Source organism: Paenibacillus sp. ALE3, from assembly GCF_054113405.1.
Map to the genome: position 1 here is coordinate 4,177,741 of NZ_CM134214.1, position 21,174 is coordinate 4,198,914.

Sequence of the window (21,174 nt, forward strand, 5' to 3'; positions counted from 1 at the left end):
AAATGTTACATTTTTGTAAATAAAAGGTCGCAAAATGTAGAAGTTTGTTGATTGTCATTAGATAAAGTCGTTTTCTTGAAAGAATAGCTTTTTTCATTATTTTCACTACATAAAAATAAATAAAATTAAATTATGCAATTGTTAAATATTTTTAAAAGATTGATATAAATACATTCTTATTGTATTTTCACATTTATCCAAATTATGATAATACAATCTTTTTTTGAACCTTGCTCTTAAGCTCAGATTACTCTACATTTGAAAAAATAAATTAAAGACACGACATGAGTCAGATGCCCTTTATTCCATAAAGTTGCTGCTTAAATCATAAATACGATGTAACAATTAAATAACTCAAATATAATTTTAGAAATATGCGCACGAAAAAATCTACAGATTTTACCAACTGGTGAGTTTTGCAGTCTTCCACTGCCGCTCGCTTAGTCTTGAAAAAGTCTGTAGATGTGATAGATATTGCTATTCGCTTTACTAAAATCATTTCCCACTCAAGTTCTAGTTATAATCCTCCCAATAGCGATACTTCATTTCATTTTCACCTTTGGTGACGATGATCATGTTCTCCACATGCCCAGTTTCTTTATTTGTTCGGTAGATCATGGTACGGGTTTCTCCCTCATCGGGGACAGAGAACAGCACCTTGTCACTGATCATGCCGCTACCAATGCCGACAACGTGTTCTCCCCAGCCGGAGACTGCGCCCGAACCTGCTCCACTGACGCCAGTCCCGCGCGACAAAATAAGACCCATTCCATAACCGGTAACGGTCTGGGCCGTTTTACCTAGAGCGTGCTCTCCAGCTGATTGAGTATGCTTTTGGACCCAGTAATCGTATTTGTCCGTATTTTGCTCATAACTTATAATATTTCCTTTTTTATCTATAGATATATCCGTTTTGCTTCCGTCTTTACCTGTCAGTTCAGTGACGGCAACAAGGGAATCGGATGTGATCTTGGAGGTCGCTCCTGTATTGTAATCTGTACGGATAACCGAGTCCTCGTATTGCAGCCGCAGGACATTCATCTGGTCGTGGATCTTCTGCATGACCTGCTTGTCGCCGATGGTCTCTGCGTTTTTCAATAGTTCCTCATATTGATGATATTTATCCGCGTCTGCCTGCTCCCACTCGTCTATATTTTGGGGTGAATCCACGATATCTCCAGTATGATTTCCACCCTCTCCGCTGCCCGCCAGCGCTGCACTGGCGTTCATCGCTGCTGCCAAGGCTGACCAGAAGCCACGTGTGCTCCCACCATCCGCATTTCTAAACTTCAAAGCAATACTTTTTAGCTCAATTTCAATGGATTGAACCTTATTTAATATAGAAGAAAGCGTATATTTAGCTGTACGATAGTCATTATAAAAACGATTTCTCTCCATACCATCCCACTGGCTGTGAAGGTGGTTCATTGTGCTATCCAGACCGTTTAGCTGGTTATACAGTATGCCGTGGGCATTGGCAAATTGGGAGGCCACGTTATCCAGCTGCTCCGGTGTGACTTGGATTTTTGTCATGGTGATCACATCCCATCTTCGAAAATAGGAGATAGACAGTATAGTTTACAGTAATCCTTATTTCATATTGTAAGCTATAGAAGTCGGACATTCATGAGGATTTATACGTATTTGTGTATTCAGAAGCAGTTCCTTTGATATAATGAATCCATATGAGTTTATTTCGACAATATATTATTGAAAGTCAGGTGTAAGGACATGTCAGACAAAAAAATTATTTTTTTCGATATCGACGGTACATTACTGGACGATGACAAGAAAATGCCGTTAACCGCCAAAAAGGCTGTCTTTGCTTTGAAAGAGCAAGGACATGAGGTAGCCATCGCAACAGGACGTGCACCTTTTATGTTCAAGGATATCCGTGAGCAGCTAGAAATTGATTCCTACGTTAGCTTTAACGGGCAATATGTCGTGCTTCGCGGGGAAGTCGTCGCTACCAATCCGCTGAATCGTGAAGCCTTGCAAGCGATGACCGATCTGGCACTCACACATAATCATGCTCTCGTATATATGGATCATATGGACATGAAAGCCAATATTCCTAACGATGAGCTTGTAGAAAAATCGATCCAAACGCTTAAAGCCAAGATTTCAGTGGGATACGATCCGCTTTATTTCCAAGGGAGAGATATTTATCAGACGCTGTTGATGTGTACGGAAGAAGAAGAGCCTTTCTATGAAGCGGTATTCAAGGCATTTGACTTTGTACGCTGGCATCCAAGTTCGGTGGACGTTGTTCCTCACGCTGGCTCCAAGGCCAAAGGCATCCGCGAGATTACGTCCAGACTGGGCATTGCCGCTGAGAATCAATACGCTTTTGGCGATGGATTAAATGATGTGGAGATGCTAACAACTATACATAACAGTGTCGCGATGGGGAACGGTTGTGATGAAGCCAAAGCCGCCGCTAAAATGGTCACAAAGCGCGCTGATGAAGACGGTATTTGGTATGGACTGCAAAAGCTTGGTTTGTTAAGCTGACTGGATTGCTTGGAAGGCTGAGCATGTTTCGGGAAAAAACAAGTCGGTTTAATGACTTAGATATGAGAAAATAGGAGGTTGTCGTTGGTATGGAAACGGAAGGCTTACGCAGTGTCGAACAGCTAGCCCTGAAAAAGTACAAAATTTATAAACAAAGCCTGCTCCGGTATTTGGCGCGTTCCATGCTGGCGAGTATGTTTATCGGCTTCGGCGTTATTGTCGCCTTCAAGACGGGCAATTTTTTTTACATGGAGCATTCTCCATTCACTTATCCCATGGCGGCGCTCACGTTCGGGGCAGCCATCATTCTGATCGCGTACGGCGGCGGGGATTTGTTTACCGGCAACACCTTCTATTACACCTATGCTGCGCTCCGTAAAAAGCTGCGCTGGGGTCAGGTGCTGCGGCTATGGACTGCCAGCTATGGAGGCAACTTGTTAGGTGCGGGGGTTTTCGCACTCCTTATATACCTGACAGGGCTGTTTGACTCCTCCAGCGTGAACAGCTTTCTGCTGAGCGTGGTTGAACATAAAATGGAAGCGCCTGCAATGCAGCTATTCTTCCGCGCAATTTTGTGTAATTGGCTGGTCTGCCTCGCCTTTTTTGTGCCGATGTTTATGAAGGAAAATGGTGCAAAGATGTTCGCTATGATGCTGTTTGTATTCTGCTTTTTCATTTCGGGATATGAGCATAGTATAGCTAATATGTGTACTTTCGCCATTGCGCTCGTGCTGGATCATCCGGGTACGGTCTCTGTCGCTGGCGTCATCCATAATCTCGTTCCGGTTACGCTTGGGAATCTGGTGGGTGGCGTGCTGCTTATGGGGGTTATGTACTATTCGGTCAATCTCCCGTTTTTGGACGAGGAGGAACACTAAAAAAGAAGCCGTGGAACCTAAGTTCCATGGCTTCTTTGCATTAAATTCGAAAAATTGCGTATGCAGTGTCTGCAGATGCTTCTTTGCTGTTTATTCTGCTTGAGTAGGAAAATGAATAAATTCCTCCAACTCCTTGAACAGCTTTTTGGGATTGACGTTGTCAGGTACAACCAGAGTTAGCGGCTCATCCAGCTTGAGCACATACATGCCTAAAATGGATTTGGCATCTGCCATGCCGCTTTTGCCATGAATCCAGATGTCATACGTATAATTGGATACGATTTGATTGATCTTCTCAATATCCTTAACGTTTTTTACCTTGATGGGTGTCATCATTGCACAGCACTCCCCTGCGTTGAATTGGGGCTTACGAAACAAGCCTTAACATCACTATACCCTATTTATAAAGAACCTTGCACAAACTTATTTAGAAAATGACATGCGGCGCGGAGCTGACCTTCCAGTAGCTACCGACCTTTTCAAAATTCACGGTGATTTTCTCGTTCGCCTGCTTGGTTTCTGCCGGATAAGGCACGGTCAGTAGGTAGCTGCGCTTCACCGGAGTCATGGTTACCATTTTCGCCGTAGCCCGGCTGAACTCTAGCAAATTGCCGCCATCTGCGTTCAACTGAGCTAGTCTGCCGTTGACTTCAACGAAAAATTTGCCGACAAATTGCTCACTGGCCTGTTTCGTATAAGCCTGCATTAGATAGTTGATCAATTTGGTCTTCGTACCGATGTCCTCGGACAAATAGCGGTAGCTTTTACCGTTCAACTGGAACGCTTGGCCCAACGATTTGCCACCGCTGATGGCATACTGATAACGAGACTGCGCCTCCAGCACAAGCGGAATCGCACTCTCATGGTTCAGCTTGTCCAGCTGGGTTGGATTCACGCTAGTAGCTGTAGCTGCGGCTGGCGTCGAAGTAGACGGCTGCTGCGGCTTGGACGGCTTGGCAGTCGATGGTACAGACGGAGCTGCCGCTGGGGCTACCGACGCGGATGGGCGCGGTGCTGGTGCAGACGGAGCTGCTGGTGTGGCCGCTTGGACGGAACCTGCGGCTGGGGCAGTTGTTGCTGGAACTGACGGCGCTTGCGCAGGAGCTGGCGTCGCAACAGACGCTGATGCTGCTGGTGCAGGCATCTGGGTCGGTACAGTTGCTGACGGACTAGCAACGTTCGGTTGCGCCGCATTCGCGGGACTGGTCACAGCGGGTGCAGCAGCGGCGACCTGTGCCGCGCTCAAAAGTGTGGCCGCAACGCATAGTGCGGATAGTTTCGTATTTATTTTCATACTCAAATACACCTCCATAATCATATGTCTGCATAAACTGCACACGTTTCTATTATAAGAATTTCGGTGCTCGATTAGGTTGCTAAATTGTTTCTATTTGCCTTTTGTTGTTCATTCTGCACGAAGTTTGTCCGTATTTGCCGGGAGCGTAGGTTCTGACCGTTTCTTCTGCTTTGCCTCGATCTCTTCCAAGGATCGTGACATTTGCTTCACAGAACGGTCCAGCTGCTCCAATCTACGGTTAAGGGTGACGAGAATGTATTTTAACAGAATCAGGCTTAATGCTGCAGGGAATCCGACATTAGTTACGAGCTCGATCATGCTTTCAGTCGTTAAAGAACTCACAGATCCCGCCTCCTTTATCATACACATATATTACCTTTGTAGGAACTAGCGTTCCCATTTATATGGAAAACATACGTTCCCCTCTGCACCCATAACAAAAAGAGCCCCGATTAGCATGGAGCCCTTTCTGATTATATTCATTTAACTAGTATTCAACCCACTACCGAGCTGCATATCAAGGAGTGTATATGTTCGGCTGCTGGGGCTTGGACATCCCTTCTCCCAGATAAAATCCGGTGTGCGGGGGCTGATTATAGGCTACGTTCTGCCAGGCCACACTCAGGCGATACACCGGATCATGCATAAGCGTGTAGAATCGGTGTTCTGACTCGTAAGGTGTTGTGTAGATACGCAGCGCCGAATTATCACTTTTGCGCCAAATGACTTCCTCCCGCCAGTCACCGAACAGATCAGCCTGCAACGATGGTGTCCCTTTGGTTCCGTTATTTGAACTCGTCCCTGTGGCCGTAAGCAAGTTGGAAGTCATCGAGTTCGCATAGTTCCACTTGTCAATTTTACCAGCGCTTGAGGAGGTATGATCCAGCAGTTCACGGAGCAGATCTCCATCCCACCAGATACCAAAGTTAATGGAAGAAGGCGTCGTATTGGTAATGAGCTGCCCCTGGGCTGAACGTAACCCAATGCCTGGTGCCCATTGCTCATTCCCCTTCGTACGCGGATCAATGTCTGCCGACATGCCTCGTCCGGTATCCTTGCCTGTTTTTACGCCCCATAAAATGTTGCCATTGCGCGGATCGTACATAGCTGCTCCGTAGGTGGCATTTTTATCCTCGTTCACCTTAAACACTTCATATCCTGAACGGTCCGGGTCCAAATCCCCGACATGAAGCGCATCTCCATGTCCCATTCCCGTGTTAGCCAGCTTCGCTCCGTTATCGTCTACAACCAGTGAGCCATACACGATCTCATCCTTATCATCTCCATCCACATCTGCCACACTCAAACTGTGATTCCCCTGTCCAGCCGTCCCGGCATTGGTGGAGCTGTTGCTGTCAAAGGTCCAGCGGCGGCTTAAATTGCCGTTCCGCCAATCATATGCGACTAGAACAGTACGCGTGTAGTAACCACGTGCCATCACTATGCTGGGTCTCACGCCATCCAGATAAGCAACCCCGGCGAGAAAACGATCCACACGGTTACCATAGTTATCTCCCCAGCTGGACACCGTTCCGCGCGGTGGCACATAGTCAATCGTACTAAGAGCCTTGCCTGTATCACCTGAGAACACAGTTAGAAACTCGGGGCCTTTCAAAATATATCCACTCGTGTTGCGATGATCAGCCGAAGCGTCGCCAATCTTTACACCTGTACCATCTACCGTGCCGTCTGCTGTCTTGCATACAACCTCTGCTTTACCATCTCCATCAAAATCATAGACGAGAAATTGCGTATAGTGTGCACCAGCCCGAACGTTCCGTCCCAGATCGATTCGCCATTTGCGTGTTCCATCGAGCTCATATCCGTCCAAAAATACATTTCCCGTATACCCGGATTGCGAATTATCCTTAGAATTGGAAGGGTCCCATTTCAGCACAATCTCATACTCGCCATCCCCATCAAGATCCCCCACACTGGCATCATTGGCATTATACGTGTAGTTCATATGATCCGGGGTTGTACCTCCCGCAGGCTGCTGTATGGGAACGTCCAGATAGTTGCTGTTCCACGCCTTTACCGCTGGAGAAGCGGCCTGCTCTGCTCCGTTAACCACGGCACGAACGGTATACGAAGATGAGGTCGTACCTGCCTTGTCCAGGAAGTTGGTTCTCGATGTAATCGGCGCATCATTCACCTTGCTTGCCCCTCTGTACAGATTGAAACCAACCGAATCCGCTTCCGTACCCAATAAGCGCCAGCTCACCAGTACACCCTCTGGTACCTTCACTGCGACAGTTCCCCTGTTCAGCTTCTCCATTTGCCTTGTAGAGGCAGCTGAGATTGGGCTATCCATCGGAGTGACCACTCCACACAACATGACACCGAGACAGAGCAATACAGCATGCCGAAACCTTTTGTTCATCTGATCATTAGCTCCTTTCATGGTTTGTATTTTCAATAAATTTATTTTATCTGACTGATAAGTTATTGTTGTTTAAATCTTATGATAGCGCTTACATGAATGTAAAGGGACGAATTCGTCCTTTTTGTTCAAAAATCCGGGCTAATACTTTAAAAATCAGAGGTCCATGAATAATCGTTCTTCGTCAGCTATGCTTTGGATATCCTCTGAGCTAATACTGATATATTGATAGCCTTCTGCCTGCTGTTTTTTCAATGCCAGTTCCTTCATAAAACGTGGGCTACCCTCTCCGGCATCCTCGTCATACACAAGCAATAAACCGTCTGTTTTGCGGAAAAGGAGTTCATCCCGTGCCTTGAGTTGCCATATTCCCTGATACGGCTGGCGGCTAACTACTCCCACATAGTCAACTTCGGCACAAATCTGCTGAAAGTATTCCTTTTTATCCTCCTTCCATTTTTCCTCCATATTTTGATAAGCCATCATAATAGAGCATTTTAGGTCGGGGTATTGCTGTTTTAATGCAATGACGACCTCGCAAGCCCACAAGTCCACCCCGTATTGGCCGGGGGTAATCACCCATTCCAGCCCATCTTCGATCAGGGGAATCAGCCTGCTTGTAATCGCCTTTTTAATGTATGGAATGCCTTCGTGCTTTTGACTGAAAATATTCAGCTCATGGGCACGATAGCCAGAAACGAGCAAGTTTTTCATCATCTCATCGTCCTTCTGAAATTATCATAAAGATTATTGTAAAAACGAACCTCTGCCCTATGGGCTAAAGAAGGTTCGTCTTTTGGGAATTTAGTATTCAATCAAAATTACTTTATGATGCTTAATGAATTCCTATCACGCCCGCATATCACCCCTCGGAGTTTACACGCCGATCTTGAATTCTAACATTGCTACTCAACACACCAGCATCGCTACTTATTTTGAACGACGGGTAACTAGGATCTGCCTCAAGCCGCATTTTGCTATCGAACTGCTGCTCCTGCTGCCGATCTACCCAAAAAGAATAAGAATCGGACTGAACTGCTATATCGGTTGCATTCGGTGCATCGATCACCAAGATGACAAGTACGCCGTTGCATCCACAATCTTCTGTATCATAAAACAACTTGAACATGCCTGGCCGTCCTGAAAGGACCATCGCTAGCCTTTCAACCGACAAGGAATCCAACTCTAAATGTATACTCATGAAATGAACTCTCTCCTTTTTGGACATATTTGGACTCAACAATTTCAAAAAGTCTAAATATAAACTATATTTTCATTATAATCATCTCAAAACTTTAAGTACAAGGAGATCATTAATGATGGCATTTATAAAAGAGACCGTTTGTTTCTTCGCGGAGATTCTGCTGAATGCACATCTCTACTTGGTTCCTTTGTGCCCAACGATTCAAATCCACCCTTACATTTGTATTAATTTGTTTGGTATTTATCAAGTTTGAACCATTTTTGAAATTCACTCTGGCTAATTTTTTTAACAGATTTCACCTTTTTTCTGTCCATGGAGTATCTGTATAATTTCTTTTGATCAGATGGATACTCACTTATATAGTCTAAACTTTTTCCATCTTTATGCCATAAAATCAGGCCAGTGCTAATATAATCCGTTTCTCTAGGAAGATATATAAAGCCATCCTTCTTCGTATTATAAATGGCTAGGGAGCTGCTTGATGTATCACCGAACGCAAAGGCAATTTGATCTTCTTTCGGTGACCAGTTATAAGCAGTAATGGATTCTATATTTCTTTTGCCTTTAGCCTTCAAAAGATCATTTACAATGATAGATTTTCCGGTTGTAAGATTGATCAGTAACAACGTATTTCCCGCACTGCGCTGTGCTTGTATAGCCAACCATGTATTAGAAGGAGATACTACTGCACTCGATATATCACGCAGTTTATCATTATATCCATCTGTTTTAAGGGTGTAACTCTTTTCTCCTTTTTTGATCGTTATAGATGTAATGACACTTTTCTCAGAACTCGGAACATTTTCCAGCTCGACTTTTTTTGCCAATAACGTAATGTTTTTTTCCTTCCACATCACTTGATCTGGAGTCTCGTTCTTTTTAAACTTAGTTATGGACTGATATACAGATGGATTTACAGTATTAACTGAACTTTGAACATAGGTATTAGGCTGTAATGTACTATTAGCGTTAGTGATAGAAAAGCCACTAATACTTCCCACCAACACTATACTCGACAGGAAAGCAATAGCGTATTTTAATCTTAGATTTTTCATTTTAATGCTCCTTTGCAAAAAGTTTATTGTTCTTAGGAGTCGTTATTGAAAGAGAAAGGATAGGTGAATCTAAATATGAACAAACCTGCTCAATTTATTTCTATTCTTATACTTTCTATAAGTGTAAGTGTGTTTGCTGGTTGTGGAAAGCAGGAGACAACAGGAACCTCCACTAATGAAACAGTACCGGCAGCCTCAGAATCAGCAATTCAAGAAGGACCAGAGTTATCAACCGCACACCAAAGCTTGGACGAGATCAAATGGAATGAAATTAAAGATCCACTAATTGAGTATGGAATGATAACGAAACTCAAAGCGGCAATATCCGCCTTCGTATCAAACGATTTGGATCAATTCCATGCTGCCCTCAGTCCAAGGGTTGGAACAGCTCACGATTATCTCTTCGACTATCCGGTGAAGTTTACTGGTATTGCTGAAGCTCTACAAGAAAATGATCGGATATTGGTTCCCATTGTAGGCGAACGACTTAATAAAGAAGAAGGCTTCTCTCCCGATATACGGTATACCTTCTATTTTGAAAAGGATAAAGATGGTGTATGGAAAATTGTCTCAATTGACTGATTAGTTTCTCCTTCCAACCGAAAGAAAACGTTCCGATAAAATCAGAACGTCTTCTCTTCTTTAAAATTTATTTGAATAAGTTCTGCAGCAAGAAGCGTACACAAGAAAACCAGCTAATGTTTGTCATGAGGGTCCACTTGTACAGGGAAAATAAAACATTAGACTGACACACCTAACTTTGAAAAGCTTTTATATACCAAGCATCCATAGCAGAGTGTTCAGAACCTGGTAGAGGTTCATGTAAAAGTGTAAATCCAAACTTTTCATATAATAAACATGCAGTTTTTAATTCATGCATTGTTTCTAAATAGCATTTTTCATAATGTTTAGAGGCAAAAGACGAAGCTGTTTCCATAAGTTTCTTGGAAAGCCCTAAACCTTGAGCTTTTGGACTTAAGTATAGCTTTTGTAATTCGCAAACTTTATCATGTTCGTTAAACGGTGCTATACCAATTCCACCAACAATCTCTCCTTCCATTTCTACTACCCAATAGTTCGCATGTTTTAAATTATTATAGTATTGGTATAGGTCATTAAGTTGAGGGTCAAAATAAGCTGTTCCAGGAATCGCTAATCCAAGTGATTTTAATGAATCTTGTATAATTTCTTTTACTTTTGCATTGTCTTCTTTTTTCATTTCTCGAATAACCATATACGATCTCCTTCAATTAAATCTAAAATTCGGGAGCATACTGCCGGTAGTCCTTTCGGTCTGTGGTTCAGTATTTCAGTTCGTGATTCGCCGGACAAACGAACATACTTCGCTCGGCGTCAAAGGTGAATTTCCACTTTGGAAACAATCCTTGCTTGGGATGAAATCTCCGGTGAGCAATCACCGCAAAGGTCTTCCAGCTTTGAAGTCCTTTGCAAATTGACGTTGTTAAATAACCCGAATCAAGTGCTACGGCTTCGACCTTAAATTCAAAGCGTTTTTGCTGGCGGTCAAAAGCGACAAATAGGGCACGTATCCAAAGAAAATAAAGTATTAGACTGGTACGCTGAACCATTGCTTTCGGAAGAGCAACAAGGAACATAAGCCGCAGCTTCGCCGCACAGCTCGCCGATGTCACCGGTCGCGCCCAATTCGGTGCTCTGGGAGAATAACAAGAGCACGCGTTGCAGCTTCACGCATCCGGCCGATGTCATTACAATCTAATACTCTATTTTTCCGAGTTTAACACTTTATTTTCTTTCAACACAACTAACATACTGATAGAAAAACACGCCAAGGACATGGTCGTGTTTCTCTAAAAACTGAACGGTATGATCGTTTAATATGGTATATTTTTTGTGACTATGCACTGATGTTACCTGTTGGTAAATGGAATAATGTAACTAAACAGGAAATACAACTCTTGAAATATATGTTATCTACGCACCGCCTGAGCATCCATTTGGTACAGTTCATCAAACAAAAGAAATGGCCATGTCTACTGAGAGATAGATAAATCCAATTAATTAGACATTTGCACATAAGATGGGGATGAGGTGATTCAATTGTTTAGCTCAAATACGATAGACACTGCACGAATTTAGGGAGATCATGATCTTGCTGTCATGATCAACTAATTCAGCTGGCCTATCCCGGATTTCCACGAACGACGGTAGCCCATACGAAACATCGGTAGCCGTATCGAACTATCGGCTGACGTATCCCCCTATGTCAGAACAAGGAAGAAACCTTCTCTGAAAACATGTTTGTACCAAACTATGCCATGCATGAAGGACTTCCAGTTCTGCTAACGAGAAAACGGAACTCCCACCTGTTGTCTTACGTTTTTTGATGGAACACCAGAAAATGAACGCCTATCTTGTTGGTTCGAAATCAACCATTTCCCGTGAAGTAGAGGCGGAGTGGGACAGTTTTCTTGACGGGTTTTTTATTCCCCTAAAACCACCTAGTTCTCCCCCGGCTATCATCATCTTAAAACACCTATTAAAATAGGCCGCCCAAATTTTGGGTTGACCTAATAATACGAAATCATACTTGAGAGAAAACCGCCTTTTACTCATATCGAAATCAATCTTTAATAAGAAGCTCGCCTAGCCGCTGTTGCAACTGGTGGGCATAGAACGATAGTTCTGCTTCAGCGGCCAAATCCCGCAGCAATGCCTGGATCAAAAACGATCTAGGTGCCTTATTTTCCAACTCTTCCTCAAGCAACACGGTCACTTGCTGAAGTTCCTTCTTTCTGGCATTTGGGATATATAGATCAGGAATGATCGACAAGATCGCTTGAAACAAAACGGAAATCCTCGCTGAGCTTGTCGGGACAAGTGACTCTAAATCCACTTCCTCATACTCTTTCATGAACTCATAGGTTAGCAGAGGCTGAGGTGAACATTTACTCAAACCTTGAACCAAATCATCCATACGTTCCGCGATAAATCCTGCTATTTTTTCGACGGTGATTGGTTTGTAGGCAAATAGCAGATGAAAAGTATACTCCCGGATCATGCCGCTAAACATGGCAGTTACGTCCCATTTCCAATCCAATATGGCAGAGCCGTATTGGCGCATCAGCAGGTTTTGGTAATAGCTGAACATCTGAATCTGAATCTGATGAATGAGGGTAGAGATGTTGTCGTTGCTCGCCGAGGGAAATTCATTGTAATCTCGGGAAATATAGTAGCCGTGACGGCCAAAAAATTGGAATAAACCCATAATTTCGGCCAGATACGTTTCCCGACGCGGTAATGCCATTTCCCGAATTCGCTCCACCTCATCCATCATGTACTGCTGGCGTTGCTTCAATATACTGACGAACAACTCTTCCTTGGACTCAAAAAATTTATACAAGGAACCTTTGGCGATACTGCAATCGTCGGCGATATCCTGAATTGAGGTTGCTCTATAGCCTTTCTCCATAAAAAGGCGGATAGCAGATTGGACGATTTTTTCCTTTATTAAACTCATGCTTATGTCTCCTTATCACTTGTTACGGACAGATGTGATTTTTTCAAAGTTCCTTGATCAAGTATAGCCAATATCCAGCGAGCAAAAAAGAAGGCGTCGTGCCAAAATGAGGTGTCCGGTCCACTCCATGGTACTCAGTAAAAGCGTTCTCCCTTACATTAGAGCGATACATAGCATACAAATATGGAGTAAGACCAGCACATAAATAAGCCTCACAACAGTGTCAAGCCAATTTCGGATTATGAGCAACACGGTCATCAAGGCTGGAAAACCAAAAAGACCGCCCCATCGACTGACGAACCTGTCGGCTTGTCCATTCATGAAATGAACAGGGATCTCCAGAGGAACAGACCAGACCACTATCATGGCGGCAAGCCACGCAAGCACCGTGACAAAAACGGGCGTTTTAGGATGAAAGAGAATCTTAATCAATGCGTTGCCTCCTTTTGTTCTATCTTATTTGGGAGTAGTAAGCCAGAAAGTCCAGTGCCAGTCTACGAATTCACCCAACCGGCCGGATAGTACCATACTTAGCGCGGGAGCGAGAAGCATTGGAATCCCAAGTAAACTGATGATTGCCCCTCGCTTGTCAGGTGAAGCAAGGGGATATAGCATGGCCATTCCAATCGGGGAAACCATGTCTCCCCCTAAACCTTGAATGATCCGAAAAAAAATCAGTTGTCCAGAATTTTGCGCGAATGCAGATAATATGGAACCTAACATGAATAATCCAATAGAACAAAGAAACACCTTCCTAGCACCGCATTTGTCCGAAAGCCATCCTGCCAACGGAATGACCGCAGAAAGTGAAAGTGTATAGGCGTTTACCGACCATTGAGTGGTCTGGAGCGAAACACCAAATTCCTGAACCCAGGTCGCGAGGGCCAGGTTAAGAGCTGTGCTGTTCAAAATCACCATAAACGTCCCAATGACGATCGCAAGCGTTGGTAAAAAATATAGACGGAATATAAATGACACTTCCTTAGAAGATTCGTCAATAACTGCATGATGAGACATATACAAATACCTGCTTTCTATAGAAATGAACGAAGGTTGAGGACTAAGCTAAGCCTGCTTCAGTCTAGCCCGTCAAGATCCTATTCGACCAATTAGTTTTATTAAAAACTTTTTGGTTTTCAATTCATCATATCCTTGAGAGCCAGGTGTGTCAATCCTCGATATAAAAAGATTTATTCGGATTATGAACTATTAGTTCTTTACAAAACCAAATAGTCAAAATAAGATAAATGTCAGGGGTCGAAATATACAGCATTGATTTAGTCATGAAAAAACAGGGATTTATAAATGAACGGAAGGAAAAGAATATGCAAAAAAACAATCATGAGCACACCGCTGCACTCTATTTTGATGGCTTGACCAACTTCAGGGATTTCGGAGGCTATGCCACCACGGATGGGAAGAGAGTAAGAAAGGGAATCCTGTTCCGCTCCGACGAATTGTCAAAGTTATCGAGAGCCGACATGGCACGAATGGATCAAATCGGCCTTAAGCTGATTTGCGACTTAAGAACGGAAACGGAGCAGAAATCGAACAAGAGCCGCATGCTGAATCAGGGAGTCGAAGTAAAGAATTTGGCCATGCAGGATAAAAGTCAGGAATTTACCCGTCTCGAATTTATAAGGTATTTAATTAGACATGGCAAGGATATCGATTTTGAGCAAACGATGAAAGACATGTATGATCATATGGGAACTGGCTCTAAGTCTACGTTACAGAAACTTTTCACTCTGTTGTCCGAAAAAGAGAAGTTTCCTGTCCTGATTCATTGCACTGGGGGCAAGGATCGAACTGGATTCATCGTGGCGATTATTCAGCTGTTTCTGGGAATTCCCTACGAAAGCGTGCTTGAGGACTACTTGCATTCCAATATATGCATCGGGCCACGTATGAAAAAAGCCGAGAAAATGATCCGACTGATGAGCTTTTACCGAGTGCCTGCAGAGCGAATCAGGCCCATGCTGGAGGTGAAGCGTGATTATCTGGAGGACGTGCTACAGGGAATTATGAGCCGGCATGCGAACATTGAAGGATACTTGAAAAACGAATGCGGCGTTTCGCAGCAGCACCTGGAACGCTTCAAAGAGCTCGCTCTAGAGTAACGAAATTGAAGTTACCTTGTCCAATCTACTATGGGGTATTCTGGTATTTAACCGAGGACTGATCAAGGGAAACTATATGTACATTCACCGATGGAAGATAAAATTGACTCTATACTTAACTATAATGTTTATAATTGGTGACGCGAAACAACAAGAAAAGATTTAGTGAGGGGATTTTAAATGATATACGTGGCGTGAGAGCTGTAAGACGGAACATCTCCTGCAGAGGAAATGAGCCTTTGTCCGGGAATGCTCGAAGGCAAGCTTGATGAAAGAATTGTTTCTGGGAACACAGTCGGAGATGAGGAATTTGTCTCCCAACTGGCTTTCACTACAAAGAGTAGAGGTCTCAGACCAATATACACAACTAAGGTGTATGCCTGCCCACATATTGATAAGTACCTTTCGGGTAAGCAATCCACTCATTCTGCTGATTAAAAACGGGCGAGCCGCATGTTATACCTTGTTTACGAACAAATGTCCCGCCTTGAGGAAACAATTGATCCTGCGAATGAGGCTCTCCAAGCACATCTACCACAGTTCCATGATATTTTAGTACATATGCGACCGTATTAAATTCGCTTGGGTTATAGAAATGACCCTCTTGATTAAAATAGGAAACATTTGTAACATCCATAAAATCGTAAAAGATGCTGTTTATGATCAGATACGGTATTAATGGATTAACCGGATATAGCGCTATGCTGGACACGTTCATGCGGTTCGTATTTTTCATGAATTGGTGAACCTCCAGCTCATATCCTTCTATTTTATGAGAGAGGTCACATTCTCGGTTGTAAAACAATTGCAGCACGATGCGACCGTCTCCACCATCGACATATTGTGAAAAGAACAAAAAAAATGCCTCCTGTGGTTCCTGATGAACCTGAAATATAGTCGCTCTGCCAGGCGGTACCACTAAATACAACGTGAATGTCCAACTTTGTAACATCTTAATTACGTCAAAGTTGAGCTATAAGTAGAGCCAGTGACTGTATAGGTGAAAAACACGCTCGCTCTACCACCTTTTCCATCCTCTGCTGTCACAAACACCTGTGTGCTTCCTGCTGATTTGGGCTTTAACGTAAGCTGTTGACTTGCTACTTCTGCTTCTACTACGTATACATCTGAAGTGATCACATGATACGATAGCTCATCCTGATCAGCACTAAAAAATACATTTTTTAAATCCACTAGTGTATCTCCAGAACCTACAATGCCATATTGATCGGGAGGAACTGTGGCTGTGACAGGTACATGGTTAGGTGTGGGTGTGGACGTTGGTGTTGGATTCGTTGTAGAACTGCCACCGCCGCAATGCGTCAGTGGTTCATCTGGGCGAAATGAGCCATCCGGATAATCAGTGATCAGCCCTTGCTTCACAGCCTCCTGTACTGCCTGTAACGCCTCTGACGACATATTTTTGGATTGATCGGTAAAAGATACTGTATTCGCTTTATTCACAATTGCTGATGTGTCCCCTTTCTTTTCCACATGAACAAAACTGTGGTCCCCATGCTATACCTGCCAGCAACGTCTCGATTAGCACTTTCTACCATTCTTTATTTGTTCTTAATTCACCAGTTTCTCCCCGTACATGGTTCATTCTTTTGTTAGTGAAAAGATTTTATCATCCACTTCTGAACCGATTCTGAACAATCTTAAAATTTTATTTATTCATAGTTGGAACTTGGTAGAGAAAAAAAGAGCACTTAGCCAGATAGGGCTAAGCACTCTAAAATTTTTATAAACATGGATGTACAGGCCCTCTCAGGAAGTTGTAGGCTTCCATTGAAAGGTAGCTGCTGACTTAGATGGAAGGGTTGATTTGAAAACTTGATTTCCCTGCCGAACCTTAAATGTTTTTGTGTTCTCTCCCGTATTGGCGGCAATCAGGATCAGCGTACCGTCGGGGTTACGATAAGCGACCGTTTCAATACTTCCACTATAATGAGTAGAATCAATACGTACCGCACCAGGACGGACAAATTTGCTGGCATGTCCAATCGCATAATATTCTACATTTTTCGTAACGGCACCGCTTAACGGGTCGATGGTCACTACACCTCTACAGTTGGTACATCCGCCATTGGTCGGACCGCCGGACGGGTCAAGTGCAATATTCCAAAAGAGGACATTTTGCGACCAGTTTCGGGGTGCACCAATAATTAGCTTGGACATATCCCAGCTTAAATCATCTCCAAAGCCCGGACTCCATGCTCCTCCGCTGCATTCTGTCATATAAACAGGCTTATCCGGAAAAGCATTGTGCACGTCTGACATCGCTGTCGGCTCTCCTTTGTAGCAATGAAAGGCCGTTCCGTGCGTATAGCTTCGAGCCTGTTCGTCTCCCAGCACGGTCTTGGCATATTCACTCCCAGTATCCCAGTTATGGTCAAAGGCAATGATATGGGTAGACAAATCGTTTCGACTTAAAGCAGGGCCTAAATATTGCTTAATAAATTTCGCCTGCTCCACTGCTCCCATACTCATGCTGGGATACTTGGACGTGGTGAATTCCGGCTCATTTTGAATGGAAATCGCCTGAATGGGAATCCCCTCATTCGCATAGGCCTGTATATAACGAACAAAATAGTCAGCATACGCCTGATAGACACGCGCATCGGTATAGTCCAAATACCAACCGTTATATATCTGCTCACCATATTTCATCCAGGGCGGGGCCGTCCATGGAGTCCCCATAATCCGTAAATCCTGGTTTCTTCTCAGAATTTGCTTCAGCACATCGATCACATCCCGATCCTTGGCAATGGAGAAATGATTTAGCTCATAGTCCTTGCCTGTTGCCACATCATCGTAGGTATAGCTGCTAGGCTGTCCCTGTTCATCCACTGAATAATCTGATGCTCCAATGGTATGGCGAATATAGCTTAATTGAATACCCCCGGCTGTAAACAAGTCATTGAGCAACTGATCACGCTGATTGGCAGACATGCCATGATTCATCAGATATGCGGACGAACCGGAAACTGCTGCGCCAAACCCTTCCATCGTCTGGTAACGAATATCTGGTCTAATCTCAACCGTCAGTGTATCCGCATTCGCTGCAACTTCGTTACTGTTGTCTTTTCTCCATGGGATTGGGGCTTGCTGTGTCAGACGATTCGCCGGGTCTGGTGTGGTTAGCCACATACTGACATTCCTTTCGCCTGCCGTGTTCACACCATTCTGCATAGCCAGACTGATCAGAATAGCACCAATCAAGATGATAGCTGCAACTATAAGCAGGAAGAAGTCAGAACGTCGCTGTTTTGGGAGTTTCTTCATCTAATGTCCTCCTCTCTCCATAATCAGACTGTCCCCTATATTTCCTTCTATTTCAGCTTTCACTTGGGTTTCCCTTTGCATACCTACTGAATGTTACATATCTATAGCAAAAAGAGAGCCGGTGCTAGTGCCCGTGCTCTCTTGAAATTTAACCACTTTAAAAGGAATATAACGGGATTACTTTTTTGCCTTTTCTGTAGAGGCTGCCGGAATCGTAACACTTCCTGTCAGTCTTGTATCTTGAGAGGAGCTGCCTACATAAATCGGAACTTCACCAGATGGCATAACCCATGCTTTGGATTTTTCATCCCAATAAGAGAGAGCTTTCGGGTCGAGCTCAATGCGAACCTTCTTCTCTTGGCCCGGCTTTAACTCTACCTTGGCCCAACCTGCCAATTGACGTGATGGAGTCTCTACATTGGTCGGAAGCTTACCGCTGTATACCTGCACAACCTCAGCTCCGGCTGTTTTGCCAGTGTTTTTTAATTTAAGCGAAACCTCGACAGAACTTGTACGATCGGATTTCTTTCCACTCGCATGCTGTTTTACCTTCAAATCACTGTATCCGAAAGTTGTATAGGATAAACCGTGTCCAAAGGAAAATGCAGGTTGAATACCCAATTTTTCATATCCACGGTAGCCTACAAAAATACCGTCTGAATAGTCACCGACTCCATTGACACCCGGAAATTTCTCCGGTGAGGATACAGGTGTAGACTGCTCGTTAACCGGGAAGGTTACTGGCAGCTTGCCAGAAGGATTCACATCCCCAAACAAGACGCGCGCTATGGCATTCCCTTGCTCTTGACCAGCAAACCATGCCTGTACGATCGCTGGAACTTTGTCCTGCCAGGTGTCCATTTGCACAGCTCTGCCGCTCATTTGTACCACAATGGTTTTCGGGTTGGCAGCGGCAACCGCACGGATCAGCCGATCCTGATTGTTCGGCAGCTCCATATCGGAACGCTCCACATAGCCTTCACTCTCATACGTACGTGTGACCACAATCGCAACATCCGATTTTTTAGCCAGCTTTACAGCATTGTCAATCAGCTTGTCTGTCGTATCTGCCGGAGGCTCCCAGCCCAGACGAACCATACCACCAGAATCGCGACCATTCGTTGGATAATCGGCACGATATTCAATTCGTATCTTATGCTTTTCCCCCGCTTTGAGCGAGATGTTTTTCTTCGTTGTTCCCAGCTTCGTACCTTGATTATCTACAAATAGCTTGTCATCAAGATACAGCTTGCTTGACCCCAAACTGGTTAATGACAATGCATAGTCACCATCCTTGGGAGCTGCAATGGCCCCTGTCCAGCGTGCAGATATCAAACCATTTAGTGTTGTTGGGGTATTAGGAACTTTAGGGGACTTAGCATTGAAGCCCTGATAATTATAAAAGCCAAGATTCATATTGACTTGATCATCATTGCGCACAAGAATCGGATTGCCTTCCATCTTGTTATTCGTCCAGTATTCGCCTCGCAGTCCCTGCTCAGCATCGCCATAAGTCGCATATCCAACACTGACATTCTCTTTCTGATCGGATGTGGTCAGCAACGAAGACGGAACAGCTGATGGACCTGGCATAATGTCTCCCGCAGAAATAGGGTCCGTGCCCGGTGCATACTTGACGGTAACTCCTTTGCCTACACGATTACGAATGCCTTCCAGCGGACTCACCGTGTACGTCGGGTTTACCAACGAACTGCCTCCGCCTGCCACTGTGCCGCTATCTGCATCTGGACCAATCACAGCAATGGATTTGAGTTTATCTTGAGATAACGGTAATACGTTGTTTTTATTCTGAAGCAGTACCATACTTTCCTCAGCCAATTGACGGGCTGTTTTACCATGGTCACGGGCATCAATTTGATTATTTTGAGCCGGGTGATCAAACAAACCTTTACTGAACATTTGCACCAGAATGCGCTTAGCCTTATCATCAATCGTTTGTTCACTTACCTTGCCATTCTTGACAGCATCCAGCAGCTGGTCTCCCCATTTACCATAAGGTGTTCCGGGTGTTTCCAGGTCCAAACCGCTATTTGCCGATTCGACTGTACTCAGATTTGCGCCATAATCACTCATCACGAAGCCTTTGAATTGCATTTCCTTTTTCAAAAGGTCTGTCATGATGGTCTTGTTCTCACATGCCGATTCGCCATTGACCTTGTTAAAGGAGCACATAGCTCCGCCCAAGTCTGCCTTGGCAATAGCCTCCTGAAACGGGCGTATGTAAATTTCATGTAGCGCACGGTCACTGACTTTGACATTTGTCGTGAAACGCTCCGTCTCCTGATTATTCATAAGGTAATGTTTTGCAGTCGCCAAGACAGGGTGGCTTTGCACACCTTTGACATAAGCGGTCGCCATTTGCGATTGCAGTAGCGGGTCCTCGCCCATAGATTCAAAGTTCCTCGATCCCCATGGAATACGGGCAATATCCATCCCCGGTCCAAGCACCACATTATGAGTCGTATTAAAAGCCTCGTCTCCAATCAAATCTCCATACTGTTTGGCAGCCTGGGTATCCCACGTTGCAGCCAATGCAATAGGGGCCGGCAACGCAGTTGATTGCTTGTCCTGCACTTCAGGATTGGCGATCCGAACACCCGCAGGTCCATCTGCCATCTTTAACGCCGGAATGCCCAACCGTTCCATCGGATTATTATAAAATCCATAATAATTGTTGACCTTACCAGTCACCAGATCTATTTTTTCTTCCAGCGTCATTTCTTGTAACAGCAATGCTGCCCGTTTTTCAGCCGACAGGGATGTGTTCATCCAAGGCCGATCTGTCCGGCTTCCTGCCGCTCCTGCAATATGCATAGGTCCGATCACAACAGCCGCAATGACTGTCATCATCACCATACGGAACAACCATGTTGATTTTACTTTCACGTTTGTAATTCCTCCTTGATGTTTGGTCA

At 44.2% G+C, this 21,174-nt stretch carries 20 protein-coding genes and 2 pseudogenes; 5 read left to right on the forward strand and 17 right to left on the reverse strand.

Annotated features, from left to right (window positions below; translation table 11 throughout):
- Positions 1–513: 513 nt before the first annotated feature.
- Positions 514–1,533 (reverse strand): WXG100 family type VII secretion target, encoded by a 1,020-nt coding sequence (locus ACXHJ2_RS18520; RefSeq protein ID WP_165082677.1) that lies wholly within the window; start codon positions 1,531–1,533, stop codon positions 514–516.
- A 198-nt stretch (positions 1,534–1,731) separates the two neighbouring features.
- Here ACXHJ2_RS18520 and ACXHJ2_RS18525 point away from each other — a divergent pair, with 198 nt between their 5' ends.
- Together ACXHJ2_RS18525 and ACXHJ2_RS18530 are read left to right on the forward strand one after the other, a co-directional pair.
- A complete protein-coding gene (locus tag ACXHJ2_RS18525; protein WP_165082679.1) occupies positions 1,732–2,514 on the forward strand; it encodes a Cof-type HAD-IIB family hydrolase in 783 nt (260 codons plus the stop codon).
- 89 nt (positions 2,515–2,603) lie between these two features.
- Positions 2,604–3,392 (forward strand): formate/nitrite transporter family protein, encoded by a 789-nt coding sequence (locus ACXHJ2_RS18530; protein WP_165082681.1) that lies wholly within the window; start codon positions 2,604–2,606, stop codon positions 3,390–3,392.
- A 90-nt stretch (positions 3,393–3,482) separates the two neighbouring features.
- Here the strand turns inward: ACXHJ2_RS18530 and ACXHJ2_RS18535 are convergent, their stop codons facing one another.
- From ACXHJ2_RS18535 to ACXHJ2_RS18565, 7 genes are all read right to left on the reverse strand, one after another.
- Complete coding sequence (locus ACXHJ2_RS18535) at positions 3,483–3,728, reverse strand: HPr family phosphocarrier protein (protein WP_165082683.1); 246 nt, start codon at positions 3,726–3,728, stop codon at positions 3,483–3,485.
- A gap of 91 nt (positions 3,729–3,819) precedes the next feature.
- Positions 3,820–4,686, reverse strand: a complete 867-nt coding sequence (locus ACXHJ2_RS18540) for a DL-endopeptidase inhibitor IseA family protein (protein WP_165082685.1) — start codon at positions 4,684–4,686, stop codon at positions 3,820–3,822.
- A gap of 111 nt (positions 4,687–4,797) precedes the next feature.
- Positions 4,798–5,031, reverse strand: coding sequence for a hypothetical protein (locus tag ACXHJ2_RS18545; protein WP_013369600.1), 234 nt, complete (start codon positions 5,029–5,031; stop codon positions 4,798–4,800).
- Positions 5,032–5,206: 175 nt separating this feature from the next.
- On the reverse strand, positions 5,207–7,072 hold the full coding sequence (locus ACXHJ2_RS18550; RefSeq protein WP_446724840.1) for a rhamnogalacturonan lyase: 1,866 nt from the start codon (positions 7,070–7,072) through the stop codon (positions 5,207–5,209).
- Positions 7,073–7,228: 156 nt separating this feature from the next.
- Positions 7,229–7,789, reverse strand: coding sequence for an SLOG family protein (locus ACXHJ2_RS18555; RefSeq protein ID WP_025679708.1), 561 nt, complete (start codon positions 7,787–7,789; stop codon positions 7,229–7,231).
- Between the two features lie 145 nt (positions 7,790–7,934).
- Positions 7,935–8,273, reverse strand: coding sequence for an iron-sulfur cluster biosynthesis family protein (locus ACXHJ2_RS18560; protein WP_025679706.1), 339 nt, complete (start codon positions 8,271–8,273; stop codon positions 7,935–7,937).
- 227 nt (positions 8,274–8,500) lie between these two features.
- The gene (locus ACXHJ2_RS18565; RefSeq protein ID WP_165082687.1) at positions 8,501–9,331 is read right to left on the reverse strand and encodes a hypothetical protein; all 831 of its coding nucleotides are present in this window, start codon (positions 9,329–9,331) and stop codon (positions 8,501–8,503) included.
- A gap of 75 nt (positions 9,332–9,406) precedes the next feature.
- Between ACXHJ2_RS18565 and ACXHJ2_RS18570 the strand changes: the two genes are divergently transcribed.
- The gene (locus ACXHJ2_RS18570) at positions 9,407–9,913 is read left to right on the forward strand and encodes a hypothetical protein (protein ID WP_165082689.1); all 507 of its coding nucleotides are present in this window, start codon (positions 9,407–9,409) and stop codon (positions 9,911–9,913) included.
- Between the two features lie 172 nt (positions 9,914–10,085).
- Here ACXHJ2_RS18570 and ACXHJ2_RS18575 read toward each other — a convergent pair whose 3' ends face one another.
- A complete protein-coding gene (locus ACXHJ2_RS18575) occupies positions 10,086–10,565 on the reverse strand; it encodes a GNAT family N-acetyltransferase (RefSeq protein ID WP_165082691.1) in 480 nt (159 codons plus the stop codon).
- 70 nt (positions 10,566–10,635) lie between these two features.
- Positions 10,636–10,857 (reverse strand): annotated as a pseudogene (locus ACXHJ2_RS18580) (IS5/IS1182 family transposase); the annotation flags it as partial.
- A 345-nt stretch (positions 10,858–11,202) separates the two neighbouring features.
- Between ACXHJ2_RS18580 and ACXHJ2_RS18585 the strand changes: the two are divergent.
- Positions 11,203–11,357, forward strand: a pseudogene (locus ACXHJ2_RS18585) (cupin domain-containing protein); the annotation flags it as partial.
- 576 nt (positions 11,358–11,933) lie between these two features.
- Here the strand turns inward: ACXHJ2_RS18585 and ACXHJ2_RS18590 are convergent.
- The 3 genes from ACXHJ2_RS18590 to ACXHJ2_RS18600 form a co-directional block, all read right to left on the reverse strand.
- Positions 11,934–12,830 (reverse strand): TetR/AcrR family transcriptional regulator, encoded by an 897-nt coding sequence (locus tag ACXHJ2_RS18590; protein WP_165082695.1) that lies wholly within the window; start codon positions 12,828–12,830, stop codon positions 11,934–11,936.
- 153 nt (positions 12,831–12,983) lie between these two features.
- Entirely contained in the window at positions 12,984–13,262 is a 279-nt protein-coding gene (locus ACXHJ2_RS18595) for a DUF1648 domain-containing protein (RefSeq protein WP_165082697.1), read from the reverse strand.
- A gap of 24 nt (positions 13,263–13,286) precedes the next feature.
- Positions 13,287–13,847, reverse strand: coding sequence for an MFS transporter (locus ACXHJ2_RS18600; RefSeq protein ID WP_165082699.1), 561 nt, complete (start codon positions 13,845–13,847; stop codon positions 13,287–13,289).
- 308 nt (positions 13,848–14,155) lie between these two features.
- Here ACXHJ2_RS18600 and ACXHJ2_RS18605 point away from each other — a divergent pair, with 308 nt between their 5' ends.
- Positions 14,156–14,950 (forward strand): tyrosine-protein phosphatase, encoded by a 795-nt coding sequence (locus ACXHJ2_RS18605; protein ID WP_058829602.1) that lies wholly within the window; start codon positions 14,156–14,158, stop codon positions 14,948–14,950.
- 367 nt (positions 14,951–15,317) lie between these two features.
- Here the strand turns inward: ACXHJ2_RS18605 and ACXHJ2_RS18610 are convergent, their stop codons facing one another.
- The 4 genes from ACXHJ2_RS18610 to ACXHJ2_RS18625 form a co-directional block, all read right to left on the reverse strand.
- Complete coding sequence (locus ACXHJ2_RS18610; RefSeq protein WP_013369594.1) at positions 15,318–15,806, reverse strand: hypothetical protein; 489 nt, start codon at positions 15,804–15,806, stop codon at positions 15,318–15,320.
- Between the two features lie 101 nt (positions 15,807–15,907).
- Positions 15,908–16,414, reverse strand: coding sequence for an S-layer homology domain-containing protein (locus tag ACXHJ2_RS18615; protein WP_025677424.1), 507 nt, complete (start codon positions 16,412–16,414; stop codon positions 15,908–15,910).
- Between the two features lie 306 nt (positions 16,415–16,720).
- Positions 16,721–18,238 (reverse strand): glycoside hydrolase family 30 protein, encoded by a 1,518-nt coding sequence (locus tag ACXHJ2_RS18620; RefSeq protein WP_025677423.1) that lies wholly within the window; start codon positions 18,236–18,238, stop codon positions 16,721–16,723.
- A gap of 177 nt (positions 18,239–18,415) precedes the next feature.
- Positions 18,416–21,145: a beta-glucosidase gene (locus tag ACXHJ2_RS18625; protein WP_165082701.1), complete on the reverse strand. Its 2,730-nt coding sequence runs from the start codon at positions 21,143–21,145 to the stop codon at positions 18,416–18,418.
- Positions 21,146–21,174 lie beyond the last annotated feature (29 nt).

What these genes read in the sequence shown, in the direction of transcription:
- ACXHJ2_RS18520 (WP_165082677.1), bottom strand. Translation starts at nt 1,533, where the DNA reads ATGACAAAAATCCAAGTCACACCGGAGCAGCTGGATAACGTGGCCTCC.
- ACXHJ2_RS18565 (WP_165082687.1), bottom strand. Translation starts at nt 9,331, where the DNA reads ATGAAAAATCTAAGATTAAAATACGCTATTGCTTTCCTGTCGAGTATA.
- ACXHJ2_RS18530 (WP_165082681.1), top strand. Translation starts at nt 2,604, where the DNA reads ATGGAAACGGAAGGCTTACGCAGTGTCGAACAGCTAGCCCTGAAAAAG.
- ACXHJ2_RS18525 (WP_165082679.1), top strand. Translation starts at nt 1,732, where the DNA reads ATGTCAGACAAAAAAATTATTTTTTTCGATATCGACGGTACATTACTG.
- ACXHJ2_RS18570 (WP_165082689.1), top strand. Translation starts at nt 9,407, where the DNA reads ATGAACAAACCTGCTCAATTTATTTCTATTCTTATACTTTCTATAAGT.
- ACXHJ2_RS18555 (WP_025679708.1), bottom strand. Translation starts at nt 7,789, where the DNA reads ATGATGAAAAACTTGCTCGTTTCTGGCTATCGTGCCCATGAGCTGAAT.
- ACXHJ2_RS18590 (WP_165082695.1), bottom strand. Translation starts at nt 12,830, where the DNA reads ATGAGTTTAATAAAGGAAAAAATCGTCCAATCTGCTATCCGCCTTTTT.
- ACXHJ2_RS18605 (WP_058829602.1), top strand. Translation starts at nt 14,156, where the DNA reads ATGCAAAAAAACAATCATGAGCACACCGCTGCACTCTATTTTGATGGC.
- ACXHJ2_RS18540 (WP_165082685.1), bottom strand. Translation starts at nt 4,686, where the DNA reads ATGAAAATAAATACGAAACTATCCGCACTATGCGTTGCGGCCACACTT.
- ACXHJ2_RS18600 (WP_165082699.1), bottom strand. Translation starts at nt 13,847, where the DNA reads ATGTCTCATCATGCAGTTATTGACGAATCTTCTAAGGAAGTGTCATTT.
- ACXHJ2_RS18575 (WP_165082691.1), bottom strand. Translation starts at nt 10,565, where the DNA reads ATGGTTATTCGAGAAATGAAAAAAGAAGACAATGCAAAAGTAAAAGAA.
- ACXHJ2_RS18620 (WP_025677423.1), bottom strand. Translation starts at nt 18,238, where the DNA reads ATGAAGAAACTCCCAAAACAGCGACGTTCTGACTTCTTCCTGCTTATA.
- ACXHJ2_RS18550 (WP_446724840.1), bottom strand. Translation starts at nt 7,072, where the DNA reads ATGAACAAAAGGTTTCGGCATGCTGTATTGCTCTGTCTCGGTGTCATG.
- ACXHJ2_RS18560 (WP_025679706.1), bottom strand. Translation starts at nt 8,273, where the DNA reads ATGAGTATACATTTAGAGTTGGATTCCTTGTCGGTTGAAAGGCTAGCG.
- ACXHJ2_RS18535 (WP_165082683.1), bottom strand. Translation starts at nt 3,728, where the DNA reads ATGATGACACCCATCAAGGTAAAAAACGTTAAGGATATTGAGAAGATC.